The sequence below is a fragment of the Streptomyces vilmorinianum genome (assembly GCF_005517195.1).
GTDB classification, from domain to species: domain Bacteria; phylum Actinomycetota; class Actinomycetes; order Streptomycetales; family Streptomycetaceae; genus Streptomyces; species Streptomyces vilmorinianum.
This window is the reverse complement of the sequence record NZ_CP040244.1, coordinates 2,747,430-2,772,454: the sequence shown is the minus strand read 5'-3', so window position 1 is coordinate 2,772,454 and position 25,025 is coordinate 2,747,430. Positions and strand designations below refer to the sequence as shown.

The 25,025-nt window shown below is 71.1% G+C and carries 22 protein-coding genes and 1 riboswitch; of the genes, 6 read left to right on the top strand and 16 right to left on the bottom strand.

The features are described from left to right. Window positions 1-246: 246 nt before the first annotated feature. The 10 genes from FDM97_RS13005 to ribD form a co-directional block, all read right to left on the bottom strand. A complete protein-coding gene (locus FDM97_RS13005; protein ID WP_137990571.1) occupies window positions 247-1,350 on the bottom strand; it encodes a hemolysin family protein in 1,104 nt (367 codons plus the stop codon). Beyond that, window positions 1,347-2,687 (bottom strand): hemolysin family protein, encoded by a 1,341-nt coding sequence (locus tag FDM97_RS13000; protein ID WP_137990570.1) that lies wholly within the window; start codon window positions 2,685-2,687, stop codon window positions 1,347-1,349. The genes FDM97_RS13005 and FDM97_RS13000 overlap by 4 nt, the downstream gene beginning before the upstream one ends. A 208-nt stretch (window positions 2,688-2,895) precedes the next feature. Then, on the bottom strand, window positions 2,896-3,348 hold the full coding sequence (locus FDM97_RS12995; RefSeq protein ID WP_137990569.1) for a PH domain-containing protein: 453 nt from the start codon (window positions 3,346-3,348) through the stop codon (window positions 2,896-2,898). Window positions 3,349-3,379: 31 nt separating this feature from the next. After that, window positions 3,380-4,228, bottom strand: coding sequence for an ATP phosphoribosyltransferase (hisG, locus tag FDM97_RS12990; RefSeq protein ID WP_137990568.1), 849 nt, complete (start codon window positions 4,226-4,228; stop codon window positions 3,380-3,382). Window positions 4,229-4,309: 81 nt separating this feature from the next. Further along, entirely contained in the window at window positions 4,310-4,582 is a 273-nt protein-coding gene (locus tag FDM97_RS12985; RefSeq protein WP_053643769.1) for a phosphoribosyl-ATP diphosphatase, read from the bottom strand. 35 nt (window positions 4,583-4,617) lie between these two features. Further along, window positions 4,618-5,103, bottom strand: a complete 486-nt coding sequence (gene ribH / locus FDM97_RS12980) for a 6,7-dimethyl-8-ribityllumazine synthase (protein WP_137990567.1) — start codon at window positions 5,101-5,103, stop codon at window positions 4,618-4,620. 30 nt (window positions 5,104-5,133) lie between these two features. After that, on the bottom strand, window positions 5,134-6,411 hold the full coding sequence (locus tag FDM97_RS12975; protein WP_137990566.1) for a bifunctional 3,4-dihydroxy-2-butanone-4-phosphate synthase/GTP cyclohydrolase II: 1,278 nt from the start codon (window positions 6,409-6,411) through the stop codon (window positions 5,134-5,136). Then, the gene (locus FDM97_RS12970; RefSeq protein WP_432816284.1) at window positions 6,408-7,103 is read right to left on the bottom strand and encodes a nicotinamide mononucleotide transporter family protein; all 696 of its coding nucleotides are present in this window, start codon (window positions 7,101-7,103) and stop codon (window positions 6,408-6,410) included. The genes FDM97_RS12975 and FDM97_RS12970 overlap by 4 nt, the downstream gene beginning before the upstream one ends. 44 nt (window positions 7,104-7,147) lie before the next feature. Continuing rightward, window positions 7,148-7,756 carry a riboflavin synthase gene (locus FDM97_RS12965; RefSeq protein ID WP_137990565.1) on the bottom strand — a complete coding sequence of 203 codons (609 nt, stop codon included), beginning with the start codon at window positions 7,754-7,756 and terminating at the stop codon, window positions 7,148-7,150. A gap of 2 nt (window positions 7,757-7,758) precedes the next feature. Next, window positions 7,759-8,832, bottom strand: coding sequence for a bifunctional diaminohydroxyphosphoribosylaminopyrimidine deaminase/5-amino-6-(5-phosphoribosylamino)uracil reductase RibD (ribD, locus tag FDM97_RS12960; RefSeq protein WP_137990564.1), 1,074 nt, complete (start codon window positions 8,830-8,832; stop codon window positions 7,759-7,761). 160 nt (window positions 8,833-8,992) lie between these two features. Then, window positions 8,993-9,122: riboswitch (FMN riboswitch) on the bottom strand. Between the two features lie 242 nt (window positions 9,123-9,364). Between ribD and FDM97_RS12955 the strand changes: the two genes are divergently transcribed. Beyond that, entirely contained in the window at window positions 9,365-11,722 is a 2,358-nt protein-coding gene (locus tag FDM97_RS12955; protein ID WP_137990563.1) for a chitinase C-terminal domain-containing protein, read from the top strand. Window positions 11,723-11,907: 185 nt separating this feature from the next. Here the strand turns inward: FDM97_RS12955 and FDM97_RS12950 are convergent, their stop codons facing one another. Beyond that, entirely contained in the window at window positions 11,908-13,032 is a 1,125-nt protein-coding gene (locus FDM97_RS12950) for an ROK family transcriptional regulator (protein WP_137990562.1), read from the bottom strand. A gap of 101 nt (window positions 13,033-13,133) precedes the next feature. Here FDM97_RS12950 and FDM97_RS12945 point away from each other — a divergent pair, with 101 nt between their 5' ends. The 3 genes from FDM97_RS12945 (at window position 13,134) to FDM97_RS12935 (ending at window position 16,646) form a co-directional block, all read left to right on the top strand. Continuing rightward, on the top strand, window positions 13,134-14,351 hold the full coding sequence (locus FDM97_RS12945) for an MFS transporter (protein ID WP_254705571.1): 1,218 nt from the start codon (window positions 13,134-13,136) through the stop codon (window positions 14,349-14,351). A 91-nt stretch (window positions 14,352-14,442) separates the two neighbouring features. Continuing rightward, window positions 14,443-15,873 carry a uracil-xanthine permease family protein gene (locus FDM97_RS12940; RefSeq protein WP_137990561.1) on the top strand — a complete coding sequence of 477 codons (1,431 nt, stop codon included), beginning with the start codon at window positions 14,443-14,445 and terminating at the stop codon, window positions 15,871-15,873. A 74-nt stretch (window positions 15,874-15,947) separates the two neighbouring features. After that, window positions 15,948-16,646, top strand: a complete 699-nt coding sequence (locus FDM97_RS12935; RefSeq protein WP_137990560.1) for a DUF5995 family protein — start codon at window positions 15,948-15,950, stop codon at window positions 16,644-16,646. A 106-nt stretch (window positions 16,647-16,752) separates the two neighbouring features. Here the strand turns inward: FDM97_RS12935 and FDM97_RS12930 are convergent, their stop codons facing one another. Both FDM97_RS12930 and FDM97_RS12925 read right to left on the bottom strand, forming a co-directional pair. Then, window positions 16,753-18,462: a flavin monoamine oxidase family protein gene (locus tag FDM97_RS12930; RefSeq protein ID WP_137990559.1), complete on the bottom strand. Its 1,710-nt coding sequence runs from the start codon at window positions 18,460-18,462 to the stop codon at window positions 16,753-16,755. 80 nt (window positions 18,463-18,542) lie between these two features. Further along, the gene (locus tag FDM97_RS12925; RefSeq protein WP_137990558.1) at window positions 18,543-19,349 is read right to left on the bottom strand and encodes a carbon-nitrogen hydrolase family protein; all 807 of its coding nucleotides are present in this window, start codon (window positions 19,347-19,349) and stop codon (window positions 18,543-18,545) included. Between the two features lie 298 nt (window positions 19,350-19,647). On the opposite strand from FDM97_RS12925, the gene FDM97_RS12920 reads away from it, so the two are divergent. Further along, a complete protein-coding gene (locus tag FDM97_RS12920; RefSeq protein ID WP_137990557.1) occupies window positions 19,648-20,196 on the top strand; it encodes a Repetin in 549 nt (182 codons plus the stop codon). A 79-nt stretch (window positions 20,197-20,275) separates the two neighbouring features. Here the strand turns inward: FDM97_RS12920 and FDM97_RS12915 are convergent, their stop codons facing one another. Together FDM97_RS12915 and FDM97_RS12910 are read right to left on the bottom strand one after the other, a co-directional pair. Continuing rightward, window positions 20,276-20,731 (bottom strand): Lrp/AsnC family transcriptional regulator, encoded by a 456-nt coding sequence (locus tag FDM97_RS12915; protein WP_015032260.1) that lies wholly within the window; start codon window positions 20,729-20,731, stop codon window positions 20,276-20,278. Between the two features lie 10 nt (window positions 20,732-20,741). Continuing rightward, complete coding sequence (locus FDM97_RS12910) at window positions 20,742-22,208, bottom strand: amino acid permease (RefSeq protein ID WP_137990556.1); 1,467 nt, start codon at window positions 22,206-22,208, stop codon at window positions 20,742-20,744. Between the two features lie 343 nt (window positions 22,209-22,551). Between FDM97_RS12910 and FDM97_RS12905 the strand changes: the two genes are divergently transcribed. Next, window positions 22,552-23,523 (top strand): GDSL-type esterase/lipase family protein, encoded by a 972-nt coding sequence (locus FDM97_RS12905; protein WP_254705570.1) that lies wholly within the window; start codon window positions 22,552-22,554, stop codon window positions 23,521-23,523. A gap of 51 nt (window positions 23,524-23,574) precedes the next feature. Here FDM97_RS12905 and FDM97_RS12900 read toward each other — a convergent pair whose 3' ends face one another. Continuing rightward, window positions 23,575-25,017: a GuaB1 family IMP dehydrogenase-related protein gene (locus FDM97_RS12900; protein WP_175439105.1), complete on the bottom strand. Its 1,443-nt coding sequence runs from the start codon at window positions 25,015-25,017 to the stop codon at window positions 23,575-23,577. Between the last annotated feature and the right edge of the window lie 8 nt (window positions 25,018-25,025).

Genomic DNA, 25,025 nt, shown 5'->3' with positions numbered 1-25,025 from the left:
CCCCCGGGCCGAGGCGCTGGTCAGCTCCGCCCCTTGGAGCGCCGCATCAGGTGCCAGCTGCACGCGCCCACGAGCAGGGCTCCGATCACTACGAGACCAGTGATCATCATTCGTGTTTCCTCCCGGTTCCGCCGGCCCGTTCGGCCGGTACGAAGACAAGAGGCGGGGAGGTCCGGAAAGGATTCGCCTCCGGCCGAGGTCTTTTTCGAACCGCCCGGGCCGGGCCGGCCCGGGCGGTGACCTAGGTCAGGTCGCGAGCGCCTCCGTCGCCGGGGCCGGGGCCGGGGCCGGGGCCGGGCGGGGATCCGAGACCGTGGACAGCGTCGGCGCGCGGTGGGCGGGGTCGCGGACCTCGCCGACCAGCTTCTCCAGGACGTCCTCCAGCGCGACCAGCCCGAGCACACGGCCGGACGCGTCCGCGACCTGGGCGAGATGCGTGGCGGCCCGGCGCATCACGGTGAGCGCGTCGTCGAGCGGCAGCTCGGCGCGGAGCGTCGCCATGGGGCGCCAGATGTGCTGCGGCACCGCCCGTTCCCGCTCCTCCACGTCCAGGACGTCCTTGACGTGCACGAAGCCCATGAACGTACCGCGCCCCTCGGCGCACACCGGGAAGCGTGAGTAGCCCGTGCGTACGGTGAGCTCCTCGATCTCCCGCGGGGTCACGGACGGCGGGACCGTCACCAGCGCCGCCGGGGTGATGAGGACGTCCGTCACCGGGCGGCTGCCCAGCTCCAGGGCGTCCTCCAGGCGCTCCTGCTCGACCGGGTCGAGCAGTCCGGCCTGGCCGGCGTCCTCCACGAGCCGGCCGAGCTGCGTACTGGTGAAGACCGCCTCCACCTCGTCCTTCGGCTCGACGTGGAAGGCCCGCAGGACCAGCCGGGCGCACGCGCCAAGGGTCGTGGTCACCGGCCGGCACAGCCGGGCGAAGCCGACCAGTCCGGGGCTGAGCCAGAGCGCGGTCTTCTCCGGCGCGGCCATCGCGAGGTTCTTCGGGACCATCTCGCCGATGACGAGATGGAGGAAGACGACCGCGGCGAGCGCCACGACGTAGCCGAGCGGATGGATCAGCCCCTCCGGCACGCCCACGGCGTGGAAGACCGGTTCGAGGAGATGCGCGACGGTCGGCTCGGCGACCGCGCCCAGCGTCAACGAGCAGATGGTGATGCCGAACTGGGCCGCCGCCATCATCTGCGGCAGGTTCTCCAGGCCGTACAGGACCTGGCGTGCCCGCTTGCCGCCGAGCGGCTCGATCTGGCTGCGGCGTACGGAGACGAGCGCGAACTCGGCGCCGACGAAGAAGCCGTTGGCCACCACAAGGAGGAGGGCGAACAGCAGTTGGAACAGGCTCATCGGACCGCCTCCGGCACGGGGGGCACCTCGGCCGTCCGTACGATCCGTACGCGCTCGGCGCGATAGCGGTCGACCTGCCGCACCAGGAGTCGCCAGCCGGGGAGTTCGGCCCGGTCCCCGGCGGCGGGGATCCGCCCCAGCAGATCGGCGACGAGCCCGGCGACCGTCTCGTACGGGCCGTCGGGGACGTCGAGGCCTATCCGGTGCAGGGTGTGCACCCGGCAGGAGCCGTCCGCCTCCCAGGCGGGGTTGCCGTCCTCGGCGGCGACGGCGGTCAGCTCGGGCCGCTCGTCGACCGCGGTGTCGTGCTCGTCGCGGACCTCGCCGACGAGCTCCTCCACGATGTCCTCCAGGGTCACGACCCCGGCCGTACCGCCGTACTCGTCGACGACGACGGCGATCGGCTGCTCGCGCCGCAGCCGCTCCAGGAGCGCCTGGGCCGGCAGGGTCTCGGGGACGAGCAGCGGCTGCACGGCGATGCGGCCGACCGACGTGCGGTGCCGCTCCTCCGGGCGCACGGCGAGCGCGTCCTTGAGATGGACCATGCCGACGATCTCGTCGATGCGGTCGCGGTACACCGGGAAGCGGGAGAGCCCCGTCGCCCGGGTGAGGTTGAGGACGTCGGCGGCGGTGGCGTCCGACTGGAGGGCGCTCATCTTCACCCGCGGTGTCATGGCCTGCTGGGCGGTGAGACCGCCCAGCGTCAGGGTCCGTACGAAGAGGTCGGCGGTGTCCTGCTCCAGCGCACCCGCCCGGGCGGAGTGCCGGGCCAGCGAGACCAGCTCGCCGGGGGTGCGCACGGAGTCGAGCTCCTCGGTGGGCTCGACGCCCAGGAGCCGGACCAGCCGGTTGGCGACCCGGTTCAGCAGGGCGATGACCGGCCGGAAGAGGGACGAGAAGAGGTGCTGCGGTCCGGCCACGAACCGCGCCACCTGGAGCGGCCGGGAGACCGCCCAGTTCTTCGGGACGAGTTCGCCGACCACCATCTGCACGGCGGAGGCGAGCAGCATGCCGATCGCCACCGCGACGCCGGGGACGGCGCCCTCGGGCAGGCCGGTCGCGGTGAGCGGCCCGTCGAGGAGCTGGGCGAGCGCGGGCTCGGCGAGCATGCCGACGACGAGGGAGGTGATCGTGATGCCGAGCTGGGTGCCGGAGAGCTGGAAGGACAGCTCGCCGAGCGCCTTGACGACGGTGCGCGCGCGCCGGTCGCCGGCGGCCGCGGCCCGTTCGGCGTCGGGGCGTTCCACGGTGACGAGGCCGAATTCGGCCGCCACGAAGAAGCCGTTGGCGAGGATCAGGAGGAAGGCTGCGGCGAGCAGCAGAAGCGGGATGATCATGCCGCCGCCTCCGTGAAGGGGGCGGCGCAGGTACTACCGGACGATCCGTCCATTGCTGGAGGGAGTCACTCCTCGGGTCGCAGGGAGGCCTCGCGGGCCGCGGCGGCGGCCCTGTACACGCGAGGCGGTGGTGCCGCTCGGCACCACCGCCTCCAGAGTAGCCACGCCGACCCCGCCTGGGGCAGGGGGTCGGCCCCGTATGGGGGACTCAGTCGGCGTCCTGCCCGGTGCCGCGGCTGTCGGCCAGGGCCCGCAGGGCCTTGGCGTCGCGGATGGCCTGTTCCTTGGCGACGCCGGGCTGGATGCCGAGCGCGGGCAGGCTGGTGCCGTCGCTCAGGTCCAGGAAGACCCAGGGGTCACCGGGCCGCAGGTTGACCCGCAGGATCTCCGCCCACGCCAGTCGGCGTGTCCGGGTGATGTTGACGACCGTGACCCCCTCGTCGTCGGCGACGACCTTGGGGCGGCTCAGCATCACGAGGACGCCGAGGAAGAGCGCGGCGGTGAAGACGAAGCTGACCCGCTCCCCCGGTCCGAGCCGCTCCAGCATCAGCGCGACGGCGGTGATGACGGCGAACAGCACCAGTCCCACGGTCAGCAGGACCGCACGTGTGCGGCCCGGCCGGAAGGTGACGGGGAGGGTGGGCGTCGGTGACTCGGACATCGGTGTTCCTCAGTACCTCGGAGACCTGCCGTCAGAGGCGGCAGGCGTGGATGGCCGTCGTCAGGATGGCGCGGGCACCCAGCTCGTACAGGTCGTCCATGATCCGCTGCGCCTCCTTGGCCGGGACCATGGCCCGGACCGCGACCCAGCCCTCGTTGTGCAGGGGCGAGATCGTGGGCGACTCCAGGCCCGGGGTGAGGGCGACCGCCTGCTCCAGGTGCTCGGCGCGGCAGTCGTAGTCCATCATCACGTAGCTGCGGGCCACCAGGACGCCCTGGAGACGCCGCAGGAACGTCTGGACCTGCGTGTCGTCGGTGCCGGCGCCCTCGCGCCGGATGACGACGGCCTCGGACTTCAGGATCGGCTCGCCGATGACCTCCAGGCCCGCGTTGCGCAGGCTGGTGCCGGTCTCGACGACGTCGGCGATGATCTGGGCGACACCGAGCTGGATGGCGGTCTCGACGGCGCCGTCGAGGTGGACGACGGAGGCGTCGATCCCCTGGTCGGCGAGGTGCTTGGCGACGATCCCCTCGTACGAGGTGGCGATCGTCATGCCGTGGAAGTCCTCGGGGCCCTTCGCGGTGCCCGGCCGGGTGGCGTAGCGGAAGGTCGACCGGCCGAAGTTCAGCGGGAGGATCTCCTCGGCGTTGGCGCCGGAGTCGAGGAGCAGGTCACGGCCGGTGATGCCGATGTCCAGCTTGCCCGAGGCGACGTAGATCGCGATGTCCTTCGGGCGCAGGTAGAAGAACTCGACCTCGTTCTCGGGGTCGATGACGACGAGCTCCTTGGACTCCTTGCGCTGGCGGTAGCCGGCCTCATGGAGCATCGCCGACGCAGGTCCGGACAGTGAACCCTTGTTGGGGACGGCGATGCGCAGCATGGGATGAGCTTCCTTTGCCTGAGAGTTTCGGGGAGGGTGTGGCGTGTGCGCTCGGAGATGGGCGTGTCAGAGGTGCCCGTGTCAGAGGTGCGCGTAGACGTCGTCGAGGGAGATCCCGCGGGCGACCATCATCACCTGGACGTGGTACAGCAGCTGCGAGATCTCCTCGGCGGCGGCTTCCTTGCCCTCGTACTCGGCGGCCATCCAGACCTCGGCGGCCTCCTCGACGACCTTCTTGCCGATGGCATGGACTCCCTTGTCCACCAGCTCCGCGGTGCGGGAGGTGGCCGGGTCGCCGTTCTCGGCCTTGAGCTTGAGCTCGGCGAAGAGCTCTTCGAAGGTTTTGTTCGCCATGATGGTCCTAAGAGTACGGGGTGAGGGTCGCGTACTTAGCGCCAGGGTTCGCTGACCGTGCGCAGCGTCGTCGCGGTGGCGACGGCGGCGGTGACGGCCTCGTGGCCCTTGTCCTCGCTCGACCCCTCGAGGCCGGCCCGGTCGAGGGCCTGCTCCTCGTTGTCCACGGTCAGGACGCCGAAGCCGATGGGTACGCCGGTGTCGATCGAGACCTGGGTGAGGCCGTGGGTGACGCCCTGGCACACGTACTCGAAGTGCGGCGTTCCGCCGCGGATGACGACGCCGAGCGCCACCACGGCATCGTAGCCGCGCCCGGCGAGGACCTTCGCCACCACGGGCAGCTCGAAGCTGCCGGGGACGCGCAGCAGCGTCGGCTCGTCGATGCCGAGCTCGTGCAGGGCCCGCAGCGCGCCGTCGACGAGTCCGTCCATGATCTTCTCGTGCCACTGCGCCGCGACGACCGCGACCCGGAGGTCACCGCAGTTCTTCACGCTGAGGACGGGTGCGCCCTTGCCGCTCATGTCTCTCCTTCTGGCCGTTCTCTTGCCGACTTACTGGTTTGCGCAGGTGGACGCCGTGCCGGCATCCAGCCAGGGCAGGTCGTGCCCCATCCGGTCGCGCTTGGTGCGCAGGTAGCGGAGGTTGTGCTCGCCCGCCTGGACCGGCATGGGCTCGCGGCCCTCGACCTTCAGGCCGTGCCGGGTGAGGGCGGTGATCTTTTCGGGGTTGTTGGTCATCAGCCGGAGGCTGCGCACCCCGAGGTCGACGAGGATCTGTGCGCCGGCCCCGTAGTCCCGGGCGTCGGCGGGCAGGCCCAGCTCCAGATTGGCGTCGAGGGTGTCGCGGCCGCGCTCCTGGAGCTCGTACGCGCGCAGCTTGGACAGCAGGCCGATGCCGCGGCCCTCGTGGCCGCGCAGATAGACGACGACGCCGCGGCCGGCCTCGGTGATGCGGTCCATGGAGGCCTGGAGCTGGGGGCCGCAGTCGCAGCGCAGCGAGTGGAAGATGTCGCCGGTCAGGCACTCGGAGTGGACCCGGACCAGGACGTCCTCGCCGTCGCCGATCTCGCCGTGGACGAGGGCGACGTGCTCGACGCCGTCGACGGTGGAGCGGTAGCCGTACGCGGTGAAGTCGCCGTGCGCCGTGGGCAGCCGGACCTCGGCCTCGCGGCGGACCGTCGGCTCCGAGGAGCGGCGGTAGGCGACCAGGTCCTCGATCGAGATGATCGTGAGGCCGTGCTTGCGGGCGAACGGGACCAGCTCGGGCAGGCGCAGCATCACGCCGTCCTCGCCGGCGATCTCCACGATCGCGCCGGCGGGGCGCAGGCCCGCGAGGCGGGCGAGGTCGACGGCGGCCTCGGTGTGGCCGTTGCGGACCAGGACACCGCCGGGCTTGGCGCGCAGCGGGAAGATGTGACCGGGCCGGACGAAGTCGGACGGCTCGTACTCGCCGCTCGCCAGCATCCGCAGCGTGGTGGCGCGGTCGGCGGCGGAGATGCCGGTGGTGACGCCGTGGGCCGGGGACGCGTCGACGGAGACGGTGAAGGCCGTACGCATCGACTCGGTGTTGTGCTCGACCATCTGCGGGAGCTGGAGGCGCTCCAGCTCGTCCCCCTCCATGGGGGCGCAGATCAGGCCGCGGCACTCACTCATCATGAAGGCGACGACCTCGGGGGTGGCCGTCTCGGCGGCGATGACGAGGTCGCCCTCGTTCTCGCGGTCCTCGTCGTCGACGACGACGACGGGCCGGCCGGCGGCGATGTCACGGATGGCCTGTTCGACCGGGTCGAGGGTGAGGTCGGTGGCGTCCCAGAGCGGCAGGGCACTCATGCTTGCGTCCCTTCGATCGTGTCTTCAACCTGCGCCGGCAGGAGGGCAGCGCGTGCAGCTCCGCGCTTCGGTTCGTCGGCGCGGTGTACGGAGATGAGAACCGTCCCTTGCAGAGCGGAAGGCGTACGCGTCCGGAGCCACCAGTCGCGCAGGCCCCAGATGACGAGGGCGAAGTAGATCACGTAGACCAGGCCGGAGAAGGCCAGGCCGCTGGAGAAGGCGAGCGGGACGCCGACGAGGTCCACGAGGAGCCAGGCGAACCAGAACTCGACCAGACCACGGGCCTGGGCGACCATCGCCACGAGCGTGCCGACGAAGATGTACGCGTCGGCCCACGGGCTCCAGGAGAGCGACGGGTAGAGGGTGAACAGGCCGCCGACGGCGAGGGTGCCGAGGACCGCGCCGGCGAGGAGCAGTCCGCGCTCCTTCCAGCTCGCGAAGCGGACGGCGATGGAGCCGTCACCACCGTCTTCGGACCGCTGCTTGCCGCGGTTCCACTGCCACCAGCCCCAGGCGGCGACGCCGATGACCAGGAGCTGCTTGCCGACACCGCCGCTGAGATGGGCCGAGGCGTAGGCGCCGACGAGGATGACGCCGGAGAGCAGCTGCGCGGGCCAGGTGAGTATGGAACGCCGCCAGCCGAGCGCGAGGGCGATCAGACCGATCGTGTTGCCGATCATGTCGGACCACATGATGTGCTGACCGAAGGCGGTGAACGCCTCGGAGTTGAGCCAGCTCACTTGACGTTCTCCTTCGGCGTAGGGCCGAGCAGCCGCTCGACGTACTTGGCGATGACGTCCACCTCGAGGTTGACCGGGTCGCCGCTCTGCTTGATGCCGAGCGTGGTCAGCGCGAGCGTGGTGGGGATGAGGCTGATGGTGAACCAGTCCTCGGCGGCCTCGACGACGGTGAGGCTGACGCCGTCGACCGTGATCGAGCCCTTCTCGACGACGTACCGCGAAAGGTGGGCGGGCAGCGAGATCTTGACGATCTCCCAGTTCTCGGACGGGGTCCGGTCCACGATCGTGCCGGTGCCGTCGACGTGGCCCTGGACGATGTGCCCGCCGAGGCGGTCGCCGACGGCCATCGGCCGCTCCAGGTTGACCCGGGAGCCGACCTCGAGCGCTCCGAGGGACGACCGCCGCAGCGTCTCGGCCATCACATCGGCGGTGAACTCGCCGTCGCCGAACTCGACGACCGTGAGACAGACACCGTTGACGGCGATGGAGTCGCCGTGCTTCGCGCCTTCCGTGACCAGGGGACCACGCAGCCGGAAGCGGGAGGCGTCCGCCAGCTTCTCGACGGCGGTGACCTCGCCCAGCTCTTCGACGATTCCGGTGAACACGCTCAGCGCTCCTTGGGAGTGGCAGTGATACGAAGATCGGGGCCGATGCGCACGGTCTCGGTCACGTCGAGCCGGAACGCTTCGGTGATGGTGGTGATTCCGGCCTCGGCCAGGGCGTTCGGGCCCCCGCCCAGCAGGACCGGTGCGAGGTAGCCGACGACCTTGTCGACGGCTCCCGCGGCGACGAAGGCACCCGCCAGGGTCGGGCCGCCTTCGAGGAGTACGGAACGGACGCCGCGCTCGTGCAGGGCGTCCAGGAGAGCGGGCACGGACAGGCCGCGCTCCGCCCTGGGCAGCCGTACGACGTCCGGGAGATCCGTCTCGGCGTCCTCGGCGATGGCGATCAGGGTGGGTGCGGCGTCGTCCAGGATCCGGGCCCCGGGCCGCACGGCGCTCGCCTCGGTGTCGACCACGACCCGGAGGGGCTGGACGGCTCCCTCGATGCCTCGTACGGCCAGGTGGGGGTCGTCGGCGCGGGCCGTGCCGGAGCCGACCACGACGGCGTCGGCCTCGGCCCGCAGCCGGTGGACGTCGGCGCGGGACTCGGCGGAGGTGATCCAGCGGGAGGTCCCGTCGGCGGCGGCGATCCGGCCGTCGAGGGTGGCGGCGTACTTCCACAGCACGAAGGGGCGGCCGAGGCGTACGGAGGTGAGCCAGGCGATGTTGCCCGCCTCGGCCTCCGCGGCCAGGAAGCCGGGGACGACCTCGACACCGGCGGCGCGCAGGGTGTCCGCACCACCTGTGGCCTGCGGGTTCGGGTCGCCGACCGCGTACACGACGCGGCTGACGCCGGCCTCGATGAGGGCCTGGGCGCAGGGGCCGGTGCGGCCGGTGTGGTTGCAGGGTTCGAGGGTGACGTACGCGGTGCCGCCGCGGGCGAGGACACCGGCCGCGCGCAGGGCGTGGATCTCGGCGTGCGGTCCGCCGGCGCGCTGGTGGAAGCCCTCGCCGACCTGGTGTCCGGAGGCGTCGAGGATGACGCAGCCGACGACCGGGTTGGGGCTGGTGGAGCCGAGGCCGCGGGCGGCGAGCGTGATGGCTCGGCGCATGGCGTCGATGTCGGCTGGCGTTGCCACCGGGTCCTCCTGCCTCTTCGGGCACGGACTCCGGGGCCTGTCGATGACGACAGAGAGCGGGTACGACGCTTCGTACGGGGACGTCGACGCCGGATACACCGGTCGCCGAGGACGGCGACCAGCGGAAATACGGCCGACGCGCCCCTTGAAGGGTCGCCCGCCGCGCACTGCCTCCCATCCGGACTTTCACCGTCGGTCCAGGAATTTCACCTGGTCAACCGGCCGCTGGCTGCGGACGGGTCGCGGACTATACCGCCGGTTCGGAATTACACCGACCCCGGAGTGCGCTGCTGCTGATACAGGGCCAGTGTGCCACGGCTGGTTACCGGCCATGCGGGTGAGGTCCTGTGGGCTGGCTCACAAGGGAGTCGCCCACCTTCGTTGGTCCAGACCTATTGACGCACTGGTCTAGTCCTCTTAATCTCCGTGTCACCTCCGAGGTACGGCCCGCCGGTGTGCGCACTCCACGGGCTCAACACGACCCACCCCTTTGTTCGTTGTGTTCTGCCAACCTCCCTTGGAGGAACCGATCGTGTTGTCCCCCACGAGGACGAGAGCCTCGCTGCTCGCGTCCGGCGCCGCCGTCGCCGGACTGCTGCTCAGCTCCCTCTCCGGCGGTGTCTCGCACGCCGCAGACAACGAGAGCTGTCGCCCCGACGGCCTGTACAAGACCCCCGGTGTCGACGTCCCGTACTGCTCGGTCTACGACACCGAGGGCCGCGAGAAGATGGGCGCGGACCACCAGCGCCGGGTCATCGGCTACTTCACCGGCTGGCGCACCGGCAAGAACGGCGAGCCCGCCTACCTCGCCAACAACATCCCGTGGGACAAGATCACCCACATCAACTACGCCTTCGGACACATCGGTTCCGACAACAGGCTGTCGGTCGGCGCGGACGGCCCGGACAACGCGGCCACCGGGATGACCTGGCCCGGTGTCGCGGGCGCGGAGATGGACCCGGCGTACACGTACAAGGGCCACTTCAACCTGCTCAACAAGTTCAAGAAGCAGCACCCGGACGTCAAGACGCTGATCTCGGTCGGCGGCTGGGCGGAGACCGGCGGCTACTTCGACGACAGCGGAAACCGCGTGAACTCCGGCGGCTTCTACTCGATGGCCACCAACGCCGACGGTTCGGTCAACCAGGCCGGGATCGACACGTTCGCGGACTCGGCCGTCGCCTTCATCAAGAAGTACGGCTTCAACGGCGTCGACATCGACTACGAGTACCCGACGACGATGAAGGACGCCGGCAACCCGCTCGACTGGCAGATCTCCAACGCCCGCCGCGCGGGCCTCGTCCAGGGCTACGCGGCGCTGATGAAGTCCCTGCGCGAGAAGCTCGACCGGGCCGGCGCCGCCGACGGAAAGCACTACCTGCTGACCGTCGCCGCGCCCTCCTCCGGCTACCTGCTGCGCGGCATGGAGACCTTCCAGATGCAGAAGTATCTGGACTACGTCAACATCATGTCCTACGACCTGCACGGCGCCTGGAACGAGTACGTCGGCCCCAACGCCTCGCTCTTCGACGACGGCAAGGACGCCGAGCTGGCCGCCGCGAGCGTGTACTCCACCTCGCAGTACGGCGGCATCGGCTATCTCAACACCGACTGGGCGTACCACTACTTCCGCGGCTCGATGCCGGCCGGCCGGATCAACATCGGTCTGCCCTACTACACCCGCGGCCACAAGAACGTGCAGGGCGGCACCGACGGACTCTGGGGCAAGGCGGCGGCGACCACCTGTCCGGCCGGGTCCGGGCTGACCAAGTGCGGTGACGGCGCCGTCGGCATCGACAACCTGTGGCACGACAAGGACACCAACGGCGTCGAGTCGCCGGCCGGTTCCAACCCGATGTGGCACGCGAAGAACCTGGAGAAGGGGATCGTCGGCGACTACGTCACGCAGTACGGCTTCCCGGCCAACACCACGCTGACCGGCACCTACGCCCGCAAGTACGACGCGACGCTGGTCGCGCCGTGGCTGTGGAACGCCGAGAAGAAGGTCTTCCTGTCGACGGAGGACGAGCAGTCGGTGGCCGCCAAGGCGGACTACGTCGTCAGCAAGGGCATCGGCGGCACGATGGTCTGGGAGATGGCCGGCGACTACGCCTGGAACGCGGGCAAGGGCCAGTACGAGATGGGTTCCACGCTCACCTCGCTGATGTACGACAAGTTCAAGGCGGCCGCTCCGTACGGCGCGAAGAAGTCGAACGCGGCGCTGCCGGCGCAGGCCGTGAACGTGGGCGTGGAGTTCACCGAGTTCAAGCTGGGCGACTCCAACTACCCGATCACCCCGAAGATCAAGATCACCAACAACACCTCCGTCGCACTGCCGGGCGGCACGGAGTTCCAGTTCGACTACGCGACCGCCGCTCCGGGCAACGCCTCCGACCAGTCCGGCTTCGGTACGAAGGTGATCAGCAGCGACCACACCGGCAACAACGTGGGCGGTCTGAAGGGCGACTTCCACCGGGTGTCGCTGAAGCTCCCGGCCTGGCAGTCGCTGGCCCCGGGCGCGACGGTGGACGTGGCGTTCAACTACTACCTGCCGGTCTCGACCCCGTCGAACTGGACGGTGAACATCAGCGGCACGACGTACGCGCTCGCCGGTGACCTGGCGCGCGGTACGACGGTGGTGGAGCCGGGAACCGGCTCCACTCCCACCCCGACGCCGACCCCGACGCCCACGCCCACGGGCCCGACCCCGACGCCGACTCCGACGGGTGGCACCTGCACCGCGCCGGCGTACGTGGCCGGCACGGTCTACACCGGCGGCAGCGAGGTCTCGCACAAGGGCCACACCTGGAAGGCCCAGTGGTGGACCCAGAACGAGGAGCCGGGCACGACCGGCGAGTGGGGTGTCTGGAAGGACCTCGGCGCCTGCTGATCCCCGGCACCCCTGACAGAAACGCCCGGCGGCGGTCTCACGGCCCTTGCCGCCGCCGGGTCCTCCCCCGCCTTCGCCGCGGCCCGCCTGTGCGGGCCGCGGCGAAGGCGTTTCACGGCGGGGGCGGACGACGAGCGCCGAGCGCGGCGGGCCGGACGCCCCTCACGCGGCGGGCCGGACGCGCGTCAGGGGAAGAGCGCGTCCTGCGCCGCGTCGCGGGCGGCCAGGAGGGCGCCGCGGAGCACGGCAGTGTCGCCGAGTTCGGTGGCACGGACCGCGGTGCGCAGGGGGGAGAGCGCCGCGAGTTCGGCCTCGACGCGGGCGGCGAGTTCCGGGCCGCCGCGGTGGCCGGTCTCGCCCCCGAGGACCAGGCAGCCCGGGTCGAGGACGGAGGCGACGGCCGCGGCGCCGACGGCGAGGCGGCGGGCGAGGGCGTCGAGGAAGGGGCCGTGGCCGGAGGCGAGCGCGCCCGCCGGGTCCAGGCCGTGCTCGACGGCGAGGGCCTCGACCGCGGCCGCGCAGGCCAGCTCGTGGAAGCCGCCGTCGCAGCCGGTCGCGGACGGCAGTCCGGAGGTGCCGGGCACCGGAAGGAAGCCCAGTTCGCCCGCGCCGCCGGAGGCACCGCGGCGCAGCCGCCCGTCCAGGACGACGGCCGCGCCCACGCCCTGGCCGAGCCAGAGCAGGACGAAGGTATCGCGGTCGCGGGCGGCGCCGGCGCGCTGTTCCGCGACGGCCGCGAGGTTGGTCTCGTTCTCGACGAGCACGGTCGCGGGCAGCCGTTCCTGCAGCGTGGCGATCAGCCTGCGGTGCCACTCGGGGAGCTTCGCGGAGTCGCGCAGCTCGCCGGTGTCCGGGTCGATCAGTCCGGGCGCCCCGACGGCGACGCTGTGCAACTGCTCCACGCCCGCCGACTTCGCGGTGTGCTCGAGGAGCGCGACGGCCTTCTCCACCGCGGGTCCGGTGCCGTCCTCCCCGCCGATCGGGGCCGAGGCCTCGGCGAGCGTGGTGCCCAGGAGGTCGGCGACGGTGAGGGAGACCGAGCTGGTGCGCACGTCGAGCGCGGCGAGATGGGCGCGGTCGGCGACGATCCCGTACAGCTTGGCGTTGGGGCCGCGCCGCTCCGCCCCGGACTCCCCCACGACCCTGACGAGTCCCGAGCCCTGGAGCCGTTCGACGAGGTCGGCGACGGTGGGCCGGGAGAGGCCGGTCAGGGTCTTCAGCTGAGTCGCCGTCAACGGGCCCTCGTCCTGGAGCAGTCGCAGGGCGAGCCGGTCGTTGATGGCCCGGGCGGTGCTCGGAGATGCGGCCATGCCGGGATCCTCTCAGACTTTCGTACGCGGTCTCTGCCACCGATCTATTTATCAGGCAGGGTTCCTGATAGTTTACGGCCCACCACACTCAGGGAGGGCACATGGCGGGCGAGACCGTCTTCAGTACCGAGCGGCTGCGGCGGGCCCGATACGCCGTCGCCGCGGTCTTCTGCGTCCACGGCGCGGTCACCGGTAGTTTCGCCACCCGCATCCCATGGATCCAGGACCACGCCGGCGTCAGCGCGGGCCAGCTCGGGCTCGCCCTCGCCTTCCCCGCCATCGGCGCCTCGCTCGCGATGCCGCTGGCCGGGGCGATCAGCCACCGGTTCGGGGCCCGCACGGCGCTGCGCGGACTGCTCGCGCTGTGGACGATGGCCCTCACCCTGCCGTCCCTCGCCCCGAACATCTACGGGCTGTGCGCGGCGCTCTTCGTCTTCGGCGCCACCGCCGGCATGTCCGACGTGGCGATGAACGCGCTCGGCGTCGAGGTCGAGAACCGTCTCGACAAGTCGATCATGTCCAGCCTGCACGGCATGTGGAGCGCGGGCGCGCTCCTCGGCTCCGCGGCCGGCACCGTCGCCGCCCACCTCGGCGGGGACGCCCGGCTCCACCATCTGATCGCCGCGCTCGTCCTGACCGCGCTGGGCCTCGCCCTCTGCCAGGGCGTACTCGATCTGCAGAGCGCCCCCGACGAGGAGCCGCCGCCGCGCTTCTCGCTGCCGCCGAAGTCCGCCCTGATCATCGGCGTGATCGGCTTCTGCGGGGTCTTCGCCGAGGGAGCGAGCCTGGACTGGTCGGCGGTCTACCTGCGGGACGAGCTCGGCTCGTCGGCCGGGGTCGCCGCCGCCTCCACCACCGCCTTCGCGCTCACCATGGCCGTCGCCCGGCTGGTCGGCGACCGGGTCGTGGACCGGTTCGGAGCCGTCCGTACGGTACGGGTCGGGGGCGTCGCCGCGACCCTCGGCGGGCTCCTGGTCGTCCTCGCGCCGCACGCCGCCCTCGCGATGACCGGTTTCGGTCTCATCGGCCTCGGGGTCGCGGTCGTCGTCCCGCTCGCCTTCGCCGCCGCCGCGCGCAGCGGCCCGAACCCCAGCCAGGCCATCGCGGGCGTCGCCACCATCACGTACACCTCGGGTCTCATCGCCCCCTCGGCGATCGGCGGCATCGCGGACGCGACCTCGCTGGTGTTCTCCTTCGGCCTGGTGACGCTGCTCGCGTTCGGTCTCGTGCTCGGCGCCGGGGTGCTCAGGACGGGACCCCGTCCGGCGACCCGGGGCGCGGACGCGGCGCGGGAGGCGAGCGCGAGGACGCCCTCCTGACAGGGGCTCGGGGGCCGGTGGCGCATTACCATGTGGCTGATCATTTTCGGCCCTGACGCGGCCGACGACACCGGAGAACTGGAGCGACCCCATGAACCTCGGCGTGCGCTGGACCCTGCACGGCGACGGACGAACACCCGCTCCAGGCGCCGTCGTCCGGCCGGACGAGCGGCTCTCCTGGCCCCGTACGGCCGGCCTCGGCGCGCAGCACGTGGTGGCGATGTTCGGCGCGTCCTTCGTCGCCCCCGTACTCATGGGCCTCGACCCCAACCTCGCGATCATGATGTCCGGTGTCGCGACGGTGATCTTCCTGCTCGCGACCCGCGGCACGATCCCGAGCTATCTGGGCTGTTCGCTCTCCTTCGTCGGTGTCGCGGCGGCCATCCGGGCCTCCGGCGGCGACAGCGCGACCGTGACCGGCGCGGTGCTCGTCGTCGGCGCGGTGCTCTTCCTCGCCGGTCTGGCGGTACGGAGGTTCGGCGCGCGGATCATCCACGCGGCGATGCCGCCGATCGTCACCGGCGCCGTCGTGATGCTGATCGGCTTCAACCTCGCCCCGGTCACCGCCGCCACCTACTGGCCGCAGGACCAGTGGACGGCGCTGCTGGTCATGCTGTTCACCGGTCTGGCCGTGGTCTGCCTGCGGGGCTTCTGGTCGCGGATCGCGATCTTCCTCGGCCTGATCTTCGGATACGCCATCTCCTGGGTCTTCGACCTCGCCTTCGGCAAGATCCACTCGATGTCCCCGGGCGGCCAGGTCACCGACCACTGGCGACTCGACCTCTCCGGCGTCTCCCAGGCCGACTGGATCGGCCTGCCCACCCTCCACGGCCCCGGTTTCGAGTGGTCGGCGATCCTCGTCGCGCTGCCCGTCGTCATCGCGCTGATCGCCGAGAACGCCGGTCACGTCAAGGCCGTCGGCGAGATGACCGGCGACCCGCTGGACGACAGGCTCGGCACCGCGATCGCGGCCGACGGCGCCGCCTCCATGCTCTCGACCGCCGTCGGCGGCCCGCCGAACACCACGTACTCCGAGAACATCGGCGTCATGGCGGCCACCCGCGTCTACTCCACCGCCGCCTACTGGGCCGCGGCCGGCTTCGCGCTGCTCTTCGGCCTCTGCCCCAAGTTCGGCGCGGTCGTCGCCGCGATCCCGGGCGGGGTGCTCGGCGGCATCACGGTGATCCTGTACGGCATGATCGGCCTGCTCGGCGCCCAGATCTGGATCAACGCCGGGGTGGACCTGCGCAACCCGCTCAACCTGGTGCCGGCGGCGGCGGGCATCATCATCGGCGTCGGCGGCGTGAAGCTGACCTTCACCGACACCTTCGAGCTCGGCGGGATCGCGCTGGGCACGCTCGTCGTGATCACCGGCTACCACGTGCTGAGGGCCTTCGCCCCGGCGCACATGAAGGAGCAGGAGCCCCTGCTGGACTCCGGCACCAGCTCGTATGAGACGAGCACGGACGAGACCGGCACGGACGAGGTCGGCACCGACGCCGCGTCCGCCACCAAGTCGTAGGGGTATTCGCCCGTTCTGGGGAAGCCGGGCCCGGACAGTTCCCTCCCGGGCCCGGCTGCTGAAACGCTGCCCTCATGGCGCAGACCCAGCAGATCGGTCAGTTCACCGCGATCGACCCGGTGGTGGAGCGGATGCGTACCATCCGCTCGGCCTGGCATCCGACCGACGGCGTCGCCGTCTTCAACCGTGTCTACCTGACCGTGACGGAGGAGATCGGCCGGGCCATCGAGTCGGGCACCTTCGCCGACCGGCAGGCGGCCGCGACCCTCGACGTCCGCTTCGCCGAGCGCTATCTCGCGGTCGTCGACGCCGTCGCCACCGGCGGCCCCGCCCCGGCCTGCTGGCGGCCGCTCTTCCACTACCGGCGTCACCCCGGCGTACGGCCGCTGCAGTTCGCGCTGGCCGGGATCAACGCGCACATCGGTCACGATCTCGCTCTGGCCGTGGTCGACACCTGTCAGGCGCTCGACTGCTCGCCCACGGACCTGGAGGACGAGTTCGACCGGGTCGGCGACATCCTCGTCCTCCTCGAGGAGCGCATCCGCGAGGAGGTGATGCCGGGCCCGGACCTGCTGGAGATCACGGATCCGCTGACCCATCTGCTGGGCTGCTGGAGCCTGGACCGGGCGCGCGACGGGGCCTGGCTGGCGGCCCGGTCGCTCTGGCAGCTGCGGGAACTGCCCGACCTGGCCGAGGAGTTCCGGGAACGCCTCGACCGGTCGGTGGGTCTGGTGGGGCGGATGCTGCTGACGCCGCTCGCACGGCACGGCTGACCACTCTCGCGGCCGCTCGCACGCCGGTGCTGTCCGCCCCACTCCCCCAACGGGACCGGCCCCCGGGAAGTTCCACGGGGGCCGGTCTGTGTGCGCGGGACGGGGGTCAGTCCTCCGGAAGCTCCACCGGGGCGATCTCGTCGTACACGTCGCCCGGGCCCGGGTTGGTGCCGTCGGTCGCGCCGCCGAAGTGGTGCATCACGCCCCACACGGCGTTCAGCGCGGTCTGCACGGCGCCCTCGGCCCAGCCGGCCGTCCAGGAGATGTCGTCGCCCGCGAGGAAGATGCCCCGCTTGTCCTCCGGCAGCCGGTCCTGCATGAAGTGCGTGAACAGGCGGCGCTGGTAGCGGTAGTGACCCGGCAGGTTGGCCTTGAAGGCGCCCATGAAGTAGGGCTCGTTCTCCCAGGAGACCGTCACCGGGTTGCCGATGATGTGCTTCCGGATGTCGACCTTCGGGTAGATCTCGCCGAGCGACTTCAGCATGACCTCCATCCGCTCGTTCGCGGACAGCGGCAGCCACTTCAGGCTGTCGTCGCACCAGGTGTACGAGAGGCAGATGACGGCCGGCTTGTCCGGGCCGTCGTCCAGCAGGTACGTGCCACGGGTCATCCGGTCGGTCAGCGTCATCGACATGACGTCACGGCCGGTCGGATTTCCCCTGTCGTCGACGGCCTTGTCCAGCCAGAACGGCCGGTCCACGGGGACGAAGAGCTTGGACGACTCCATGTAGTGGGTGCGCTCGATCGCCGTCCAGTGGTCGATCGGGAAGAGCGAGTCGTCGCAGGCGATCTTGGAGAGCAGCATCCACGACTGGGCGGTGAAGATCGCCGCCTGGTACGTGCGGATGTCGCCGGACGCGTCGGTGACCGTGATCCGGTTGCCGACGGTGCGGTTCAGCCGGGTCACGGCCGGCTTCGGGTCGCCCTCGTGCAGGGACTTCAGGGACGTGCCCTGCGCCCAGTGGACGATCTTCTCCGGCTCGCGCTCCCACAGGCGCAGCGGCAGCTGCTGCGAGCCGCCCACGATGCCGCGGTGGTGGTCGTCGGCCTCGGTGTAGACGACCCGGAGGATCTCCAGGATGGAGTTGGGGAAGTCGGTGTCCCAGCCGCCGGTGCCGAAGCCGACCTGGCCGAAGATCTCACGGTGCCGGAAGGACTTGAACGCCTCCGACTCGCACAGGAAGCCGTAGAAGGTCTGATTGTCGAGCTTCTCGACGAGCTTCGCCCAGATCTCGCGGATGCGCGGGACGTCGCGCTCGCGCATGGCGCGGTTCATGTCGGAGAAGTCGGCGCCCTCGTCCAGGCAGGCGTTCCACGCGTTCATCACGTCGCGGTAGACCTGCGGGAGGTCGTCGACGGTCACCGCGTAGTGCGACTCGCCCTTGAGGTCGACGACGGTCGACGGGGTGGACTCGGCGAGCGGGTTCGGGAAGGGCTTGGTCTTCAGGCCCACCAGGTCGATGTAGTGCTGCAGCGCCGTGGAGGAGGGCGGAAAGCGCATCGCGCCCAGCTCGCAGTTCAGCTCCTCGGTGCCCGTGCCCTCGAAGCCGACGGTACGCAGCCGGCCGCCGATCTGGTCGGCCTCGTAGACGACGGGCTTGAGGCCCATCTTCATCAGCTCGTAGGCGGCGATGATGCCGGAGAGCCCGCCGCCGATGACGGCGACCTCGGTGCCGTGCTCGGTCGCGGGTATCTGGCCGAGCCCGGCCGGGTGGGCCAGGAAGTCGTCGTAGGCGTACGGGAAGTCCGGACCGAACATGGTGATCGGCGGCTGCGCGTCGGTGTGCTGGACGGCGGTGGGCACCGTGGACGTCATGGGGTACGGACTCCTTGCACGGAAAACTGGGGAGGGCGGGGCGGGAGGCGGCAGAGGTCGCTGCAGGCGGGGAGGGCGGCTCAGACGAGGGAGCCGTAGAGGCCGGGGCGGCGGTCGCGCAGATAGGGGTTGTTCTCGCGGGAGGCCGCCAGGAAGTCGGCGTCGACCTCGCCGAAGACCAGGTCCTCGCCGCGTCCGGCGCGGGCGCGGGAGGTGCCGTCGGGGCCGGCGAGCGTGGAGAGGCCGACGAACTCGAACTCGCCCTCGGGCCCGGTCCGGTTCACGTACGCCACGTACATCTGGTTCTCGAAGGCGCGGACCGGGACGACGGACTCGGCGACGAACTGGAAGGGGTGCATCTGCGCGGTCGGGACCACGAGGAAGTCGGTGCCGGCCAGGGCGTGCGAGCGGACGTTCTCCGGGAACTCGACGTCGTAGCAGATCATCATGCCGAGCCGGACGCCGTCGAGCTCGGCCTGGACGACCGTCTCCTCGCCGGGCGTGAACCACTTCTGCTCGAAGCAGCCGAAGAGGTGGGTCTTGCGGTAGTTCGCGAGCCGGGCGCCGTCGGCGCCGATCAGCTGCGCGGAGTTGTACAGGACCCCGTGCCGCTCGGTGTCCCGCTCCGGGTAGCCGTAGACGATCGCGAGGCCGTGGCGCGCGGCGAGGGCGCCGATCGCCTGGGCGGAGGGCCCGTCGGCGGGCTCGGCGAGCCGGGGGACGTCCTCGCCGATCGCGTAGCCCGTGAGGAAGAGCTCGGGCGCGATCAGGAGGCGGGCTCCGGCGGCCGCGGCGCGGCCGGCGGCCTCCTCGAGGACGGCGAGATTGGCGGCCACGTCACCGGGCTGTCCGGAGCTCTGGAGCAGGGCGGTGCGCAGCGGCGGCATCGGCGGGTCCTCTGTCAGGTGCGGGAGGGCGGGTAGGGCGTCGGGGAGACGTCAAAAACGGTACGTTTCCGGGCTCGGCCGGGACAAGGCGCGACCGTTGCGGACCGACCGTCGAACCGTTGCGCGATACCCGGAGGCCGCGGCGATTCGTTGCGCACCCCTCCTGCTCGGGTCGCAGGGCTCCCCCGCCGCACGGCGGAGAGCAGGACCGTTCTCCGGCGCGACGCCCTGCGGCGGGCCGGGCGGAAGAGTGGTGGCTGCCCGCAGGACACCGGGCCGACCTGCCGAAAGGACCGACATGAACCGCCGTACGAAGATCGCCGCCCTGGCCGCCGCTCTGCTGATCACCACGGGGGCCGCGGGCTCCGCCGTCGCCTCGGGGGACGGCGAGGGCGGCATCCGCGAGGCGGCCGCGCTGACCGGGACCGCGAAGCTCTACCGGCCGGCCGGGGACGACATCACCTTCACGTTCGACGCGCATCTGGCGGCGAAGGACCAGCGGGACCCGGCGAAGGCGACGGGCACCTTCAGCTTCAGCCACTACATCGGGGACTTCGCGGCCTCGGCCGACGTGAAGGTGGACTGCCTGGTGACGGGCGGCAAGGTCGCGACAGTCACGGGGGTGATCACCCGGGCGGACGGTCTGCTGGCGCCGTCCCTGGGCAAGCGAGTCGGCATCTCGGTGCACGACCTGGGGAAGCACGACCGTCTCGGCTACAGCTGGATGGCGTCCAACGACCCGTCGGAGGACGAGGTGCCGAAGTGCACCAGCGCCGCGCCGTTCGAGAAGACGAAGGCGGGCACCGGTGACTTCAAGGTCCTGCCCTGGCAGGTCCCGTACAACTAGGGCGACCAGGGCGAGGGGCGCGGCGGCGGTGCGGGAACCACGGCCCGCACCGCCCTTCGGCTCCTGCCGCCCGCCAGGGCTACGCGGGCGAGCCGGAGGAGAAGCGCCGCAGCAGCGGCGAGAGCACCAGGACGGACTTGGTGCGCTCCACGAACGGCTCGCCCGCGATCCGCTCCAGGACGCGCTCGAAGTGGCGCATGTCGGAGGCGAAGACCTGCACGACGGCGTCCGCGTCGCCGGTGACGGTCGACGCGGACACCACCTCGGGGTAGCGCTCCAGGCCTCGCCGGATGTCGTCCGGCGAGGTGTTGTGGCGACAGTAGATCTCGACGAACCCCTCGGTCTCCCAGCCGAGCGCCGCCGGGTCCACCCGTACGGTGAAGCCGGTGATGGCGCCTTCGGCCCGCAGCCGGTCCACGCGCCGCTTGACGGCGGGCGCGGAGAGCCCGACGAGCGAGCCGATGTCGGCGTACGAGCGGCGGGCGTCCTCCGCGAGGGCGTGGACGATGCGTTCGTCGAGGTCGTTGAGTCGCACTACGGGTGGATCACTTCTCTGCGTCTGTGGCCAGTCGGGAGCGGCGCATGCCGTACAGGAAGTAGAACACGAGGCCCGCGGCCATCCAGGCACCGAAGTACGCCCAGGTGATCAGGTCGAGCTTGTACATGCTGTATCCGCAGCAGAGGAAGCCGAGGGCCGGGAAGAGCGGTCCGAACGGCACCTTGAAGGAACGGTCCATGTCGGGCCGCTTGTAGCGCAGCACCACGACGGCGACGTTGACCAGGGCGAAGGCGAAGAGTGTGCCGATGCTGGTCGCGTTGACCAGCTCGCCGAGCGGGACCGCCGCGGCGAGAACGCCGCAGAAGAGCGAGACGATCACCGTGTTGGTCCGGGGGGTCCCCGTCTTGGGGTTGACCTTGCCGAAGACCTTGGGCACGAGGCCGTCGCGGGACATCGCGAAGAGGATGCGGGTCTGGCCGTAGAGCACGGTCAGGACGACGCTGGCGATGGAGATGACCGCGCCCGCGGCGAGGAGCGTGCCCCAGAAGCTCTGGCCGGTGACATCGTTCATGATCGCGGCGAGCGAGGCTTCGGAGCCGGCGAACTTCTTCCAGTCCCACGCGCCCACGGCGACGGCCGCGACGAGCACGTACAGCGCGGTGACGATCAGCAGCGAGAGCATGATCGCCCGGGGCAGGTCACGCTTGGGGTTCTTGGCCTCCTCACCGGCGGTGGAGGCGGCGTCGAAGCCGATGTACGAGAAGAAGAGAATCGCGCCGGCGGCGCCGATGCTGCCGACGCCGAGCGGCATGAAGTCCGCGTAGTTGCCGGACTTGAAGCCCATGAAGCCGATCACGCAGAAGAGCACGAGCGAGGCGATCTTGACGAACACCATGATCGTGTTCGCGCGGGCCGATTCCCTGGCGCCGCCGAGCAGGAACAGCATGGCGAGCACGACGACGATCAGGGCGGGCAGGTTGAATATGCCGCCATCACCGGGAGGCGCGGAGAGCGCGGTCGGGAGGGTCACCCCGAGGGTTCCGTCGAGCAGTTCGTTCAGGTAGTCGCCCCAGCCGACGGCCACGGCCGCGACCGACACGCCGTACTCGAGGAGCAGACACCAGCCGCACACCCAGGCGACGACTTCACCCATCGTTGCGTACGCATACGAGTAGGAGGAGCCGGCGACGGGGATGGTACCGGCCAGTTCTGCGTACGAGAGCGCCGAGAACAGCGCCGTGAGGCCGGCGAAGACGAAGGCGACGGTGACCGCCGGACCGGCCAGCGGAACCGCCTCGCCGAGGACGACGAAGATGCCGGTGCCGAGCGTGGCACCGATGCTGATCATGGTCAGCTGCCACATCGAGAGCGAGCGGCGAAGCGAGCCGCCCTCACCCTGGCCACCCTCGGCGACCAGGCGTTCTACCGGCTTGCGCCGGGTCAGGGCGGAGAGCCCGGAAGACTTGGGGACGGTCGGCTCGGTGGCCGGCGGGGCTGCGCCGTGATCCAGCACTGCGGGGGCTCCTTGATCGCTGCCTGTTGAAAAGCGACGACCACGGCGGTGCGCGGACATGACGAACAAGTCCGCGAGGGATGGGGGAACCGCCGAGCAGGCGGTCGCCGCCACTCCTGGTACGAGGCATGAGCCTAAGCCCCAGACTTCGCGCTCGTAATGCAGGGTTGTTGCGCACCTGCGGATGATCATTGCGCACTTGCGGCACAGACGGGGAAACATTGCGCTCCCCCGCATGAATCGACACATTGGGTGTGTGAAGCGCCCTCCGCATGCGCATTGACTCCTCATGCCGGATGACCGACTCTGCGAGCCCGCTGCGTCACCTGGATCGGAGGCATCGGTGGGCTGGCTGGATCCGGAACCGTTTCTGCGGGGCACGGCCTGGCTCGACGGGGGCCGTCCGGTGCGGGCCGACCCCGCCGACCTGGCCCGGCTGCCCTGGGACACCGCCGAGCGGGCCGCTCTACCCATCGGCGTACGGGTCGAGTTCACGGCCGCGCCCGGCACCCGGGCGGTGGAGCTGCGCTACCGGGCGGACGCGGGCGGGGAGCTGCCGCACTGCTTCGCGCTGTGGCAGGGCCTGCGATGCGTCGGCGAGGTCTTCACCGAACCGGTCGAGGAGCAGTCGGTCGTGCTCCGACTCCCTTCCCAGGGCGGCCCGTTCACGGTGTACGTGCCCGAACACCGGGCGCCCGTCGTCCTGGGCCTGCGGGCGCACGGCGGCTCGGTCGCGCCGCTCCCCCGGCGACCGCGCTGGCTCGTGCACGGCGACTCGATCACGGAGGGCTGGTGGTCCACCCGGCCCGCCCTCTCCTGGCCGGCCACGGCCGGGCGCGCGCTCGGCGTGGACGCGGTGAACCTCGGGTACGCGGGCGGGGCGCGCGGCGAGCTCCCGCTGGCCGAGCAGCTCGCCGGCCTGCCGGGAGAGCTGATCACCCTCGCCTTCGGCACCAACTGCTGGTCGGCGGTCCCCAGTTCGGCGAGCCTGCTCTACGAGACGACCCGGGCCTTCGTCACGCTGGTGCGCCGCGGCCACCCCGACACCCCGCTGCTCGTCCTCTCCCCGGTGCTGCGCCCGGAGGCCGAGACCACCCGGAACGCCCTGGGCGCCACTCTGGACGATCTGCGCACGGCGATGGAGCACGCGGGCCGGGACCTGGCGGCCGAGGGCGACGAGCGGCTTCTGGTGCTCTCCGGACGTGCCCTGCTCGGCCCCGAGGACCTGGCGGACGGGCTGCACCCCGACGACCGGGGACACGCGCGGATGGCGGCGGCCGTCGCGGATGCGCTGCGCCCCCACGTACGGGGCTGAGTACGGCGAAGGCCCCCGCGAGGCGACTCGCGGGGGCCTTCGCACGAAGGACTAGCTCCAGCTGGCGTGCAGCGGCTTGCCCTCGGCGTAACCGGCGGCGCTCTGGATGCCGACCACGGCCTTCTCCTCGAACTCGGCCAGGGAGGCCGCGCCCGCGTAGGTGCACGAGGAGCGGACGCCCGCGATGATCGAGTCGATCAGGTCCTCCACGCCCGGACGGGCCGGGTCGAGGAACATCCGGGAGGTCGAGATGCCCTCCTCGAACAGACCCTTGCGGGCCCGGTCGTACGCGGACTCCTCGCTGGTGCGGTTGCGCACGGCACGCGCCGAGGCCATGCCGAAGGACTCCTTGTACGCCCGCCCCTGGGCATCGTGCTGCAGGTCGCCCGGGGACTCGTACGTCCCGGCGAACCACGAGCCGATCATCACGTTGGACGCGCCGGCGGCGAGCGCCATGGCGACATCGCGCGGGTGCCGGACACCGCCGTCGGCCCAGACGTGCTTGCCGTACTTCTTCGCCTCGGCGGCGCACTCCAGGACGGCGGAGAACTGCGGGCGGCCGACACCGGTCATCATGCGCGTGGTGCACATGGCGCCGGGGCCCACACCGACCTTGATGATGTCCGCGCCGGCCTCGATGAGGTCGCGCACACCCTCGGCGGCGACGATGTTGCCGGCCACGATCGGGACGTGCGGGTCGAGACCCCGGACGGCCTTGATCGCGGCGATCATCGACTCCTGGTGGCCGTGCGCGGTGTCCACGACGAGGGTGTCCACACCGGCGTCGAGGAGCTGCTTGGCCTTGCCCGCCACGTCGCCGTTGATGCCGACGGCGGCGGCGATGCGCAGCTTGCCGCTCGCGTCGGTCGCCGGGGTGTACAGGGTCGCGCGGAGGGCGCCCTTGCGGGTCAGGATGCCGACCAGACGGCCGTCCTTGTCGACGGCCGGGGCGTAGCGGCGGTTGGCGTGGTCGAGCGTGTTGAACGCGTCACGCGGCTCGATGTCGGCGTCGAGGAGCAGCAGGTCCTTCGACATGACCTCGGACAGCTGGGTGAAGCGGTCCACGCCGTTCAGGTCCGCGTCGGTGACGACACCCACCGGACGGCGGTCCTCGTCGACGACGACACCGGCGTCGTGCGCCCGCTTGGGGAGCAGCGAGAGCGCGTCGGCGACGGTCTGGTGGGGTTCCAGGACGATGGGGGTGTCCAGGACGTGGTGGCGGCTCTTCACCCACGAGATGACGTCGGTGACGACCTCGATCGGAATGTCCTGGGGGATGACGACGAGGCCACCGCGGCGGGCGACGGTCTCGGCCATGCGGCGGCCGGCGATCGCGGTCATGTTGGCGACGACCAGAGGGATCGTCGTGCCGGTACCGTCCGGCGAGGCGAGGTCCACGGCCTGGCGGGAGCCGACGGCCGAGCGGCTCGGCACCATGAACACATCGTCGTACGTCAGGTCGTACGGCGGCTTGACGTCATTGAGGAAACGCACGTGCTGAA

Excerpts from the sequence above, each read along its gene's own strand:
- FDM97_RS13005 (WP_137990571.1), bottom strand. The coding sequence starts at position 1,350 with ATGAGCCTGTTCCAACTGCTGTTCGCCCTCCTCCTTGTGGTGGCCAAC.
- FDM97_RS13000 (WP_137990570.1), bottom strand. The coding sequence starts at position 2,687 with ATGATCATCCCGCTTCTGCTGCTCGCCGCAGCCTTCCTCCTGATCCTC.
- FDM97_RS12995 (WP_137990569.1), bottom strand. The coding sequence starts at position 3,348 with ATGTCCGAGTCACCGACGCCCACCCTCCCCGTCACCTTCCGGCCGGGC.
- hisG (WP_137990568.1), bottom strand. The coding sequence starts at position 4,228 with ATGCTGCGCATCGCCGTCCCCAACAAGGGTTCACTGTCCGGACCTGCG.
- FDM97_RS12985 (WP_053643769.1), bottom strand. The coding sequence starts at position 4,582 with ATGGCGAACAAAACCTTCGAAGAGCTCTTCGCCGAGCTCAAGCTCAAG.
- ribH (WP_137990567.1), bottom strand. The coding sequence starts at position 5,103 with ATGAGCGGCAAGGGCGCACCCGTCCTCAGCGTGAAGAACTGCGGTGAC.
- FDM97_RS12975 (WP_137990566.1), bottom strand. The coding sequence starts at position 6,411 with ATGAGTGCCCTGCCGCTCTGGGACGCCACCGACCTCACCCTCGACCCG.
- FDM97_RS12970 (WP_432816284.1), bottom strand. The coding sequence starts at position 7,103 with ATGTGGTCCGACATGATCGGCAACACGATCGGTCTGATCGCCCTCGCG.
- FDM97_RS12950 (WP_137990562.1), bottom strand. The coding sequence starts at position 13,032 with ATGGCCGCATCTCCGAGCACCGCCCGGGCCATCAACGACCGGCTCGCC.
- FDM97_RS12945 (WP_254705571.1), top strand. The coding sequence starts at position 13,134 with ATGGCGGGCGAGACCGTCTTCAGTACCGAGCGGCTGCGGCGGGCCCGA.
- FDM97_RS12940 (WP_137990561.1), top strand. The coding sequence starts at position 14,443 with ATGAACCTCGGCGTGCGCTGGACCCTGCACGGCGACGGACGAACACCC.
- FDM97_RS12935 (WP_137990560.1), top strand. The coding sequence starts at position 15,948 with ATGGCGCAGACCCAGCAGATCGGTCAGTTCACCGCGATCGACCCGGTG.
- FDM97_RS12930 (WP_137990559.1), bottom strand. The coding sequence starts at position 18,462 with ATGACGTCCACGGTGCCCACCGCCGTCCAGCACACCGACGCGCAGCCG.
- FDM97_RS12925 (WP_137990558.1), bottom strand. The coding sequence starts at position 19,349 with ATGCCGCCGCTGCGCACCGCCCTGCTCCAGAGCTCCGGACAGCCCGGT.
- FDM97_RS12920 (WP_137990557.1), top strand. The coding sequence starts at position 19,648 with ATGAACCGCCGTACGAAGATCGCCGCCCTGGCCGCCGCTCTGCTGATC.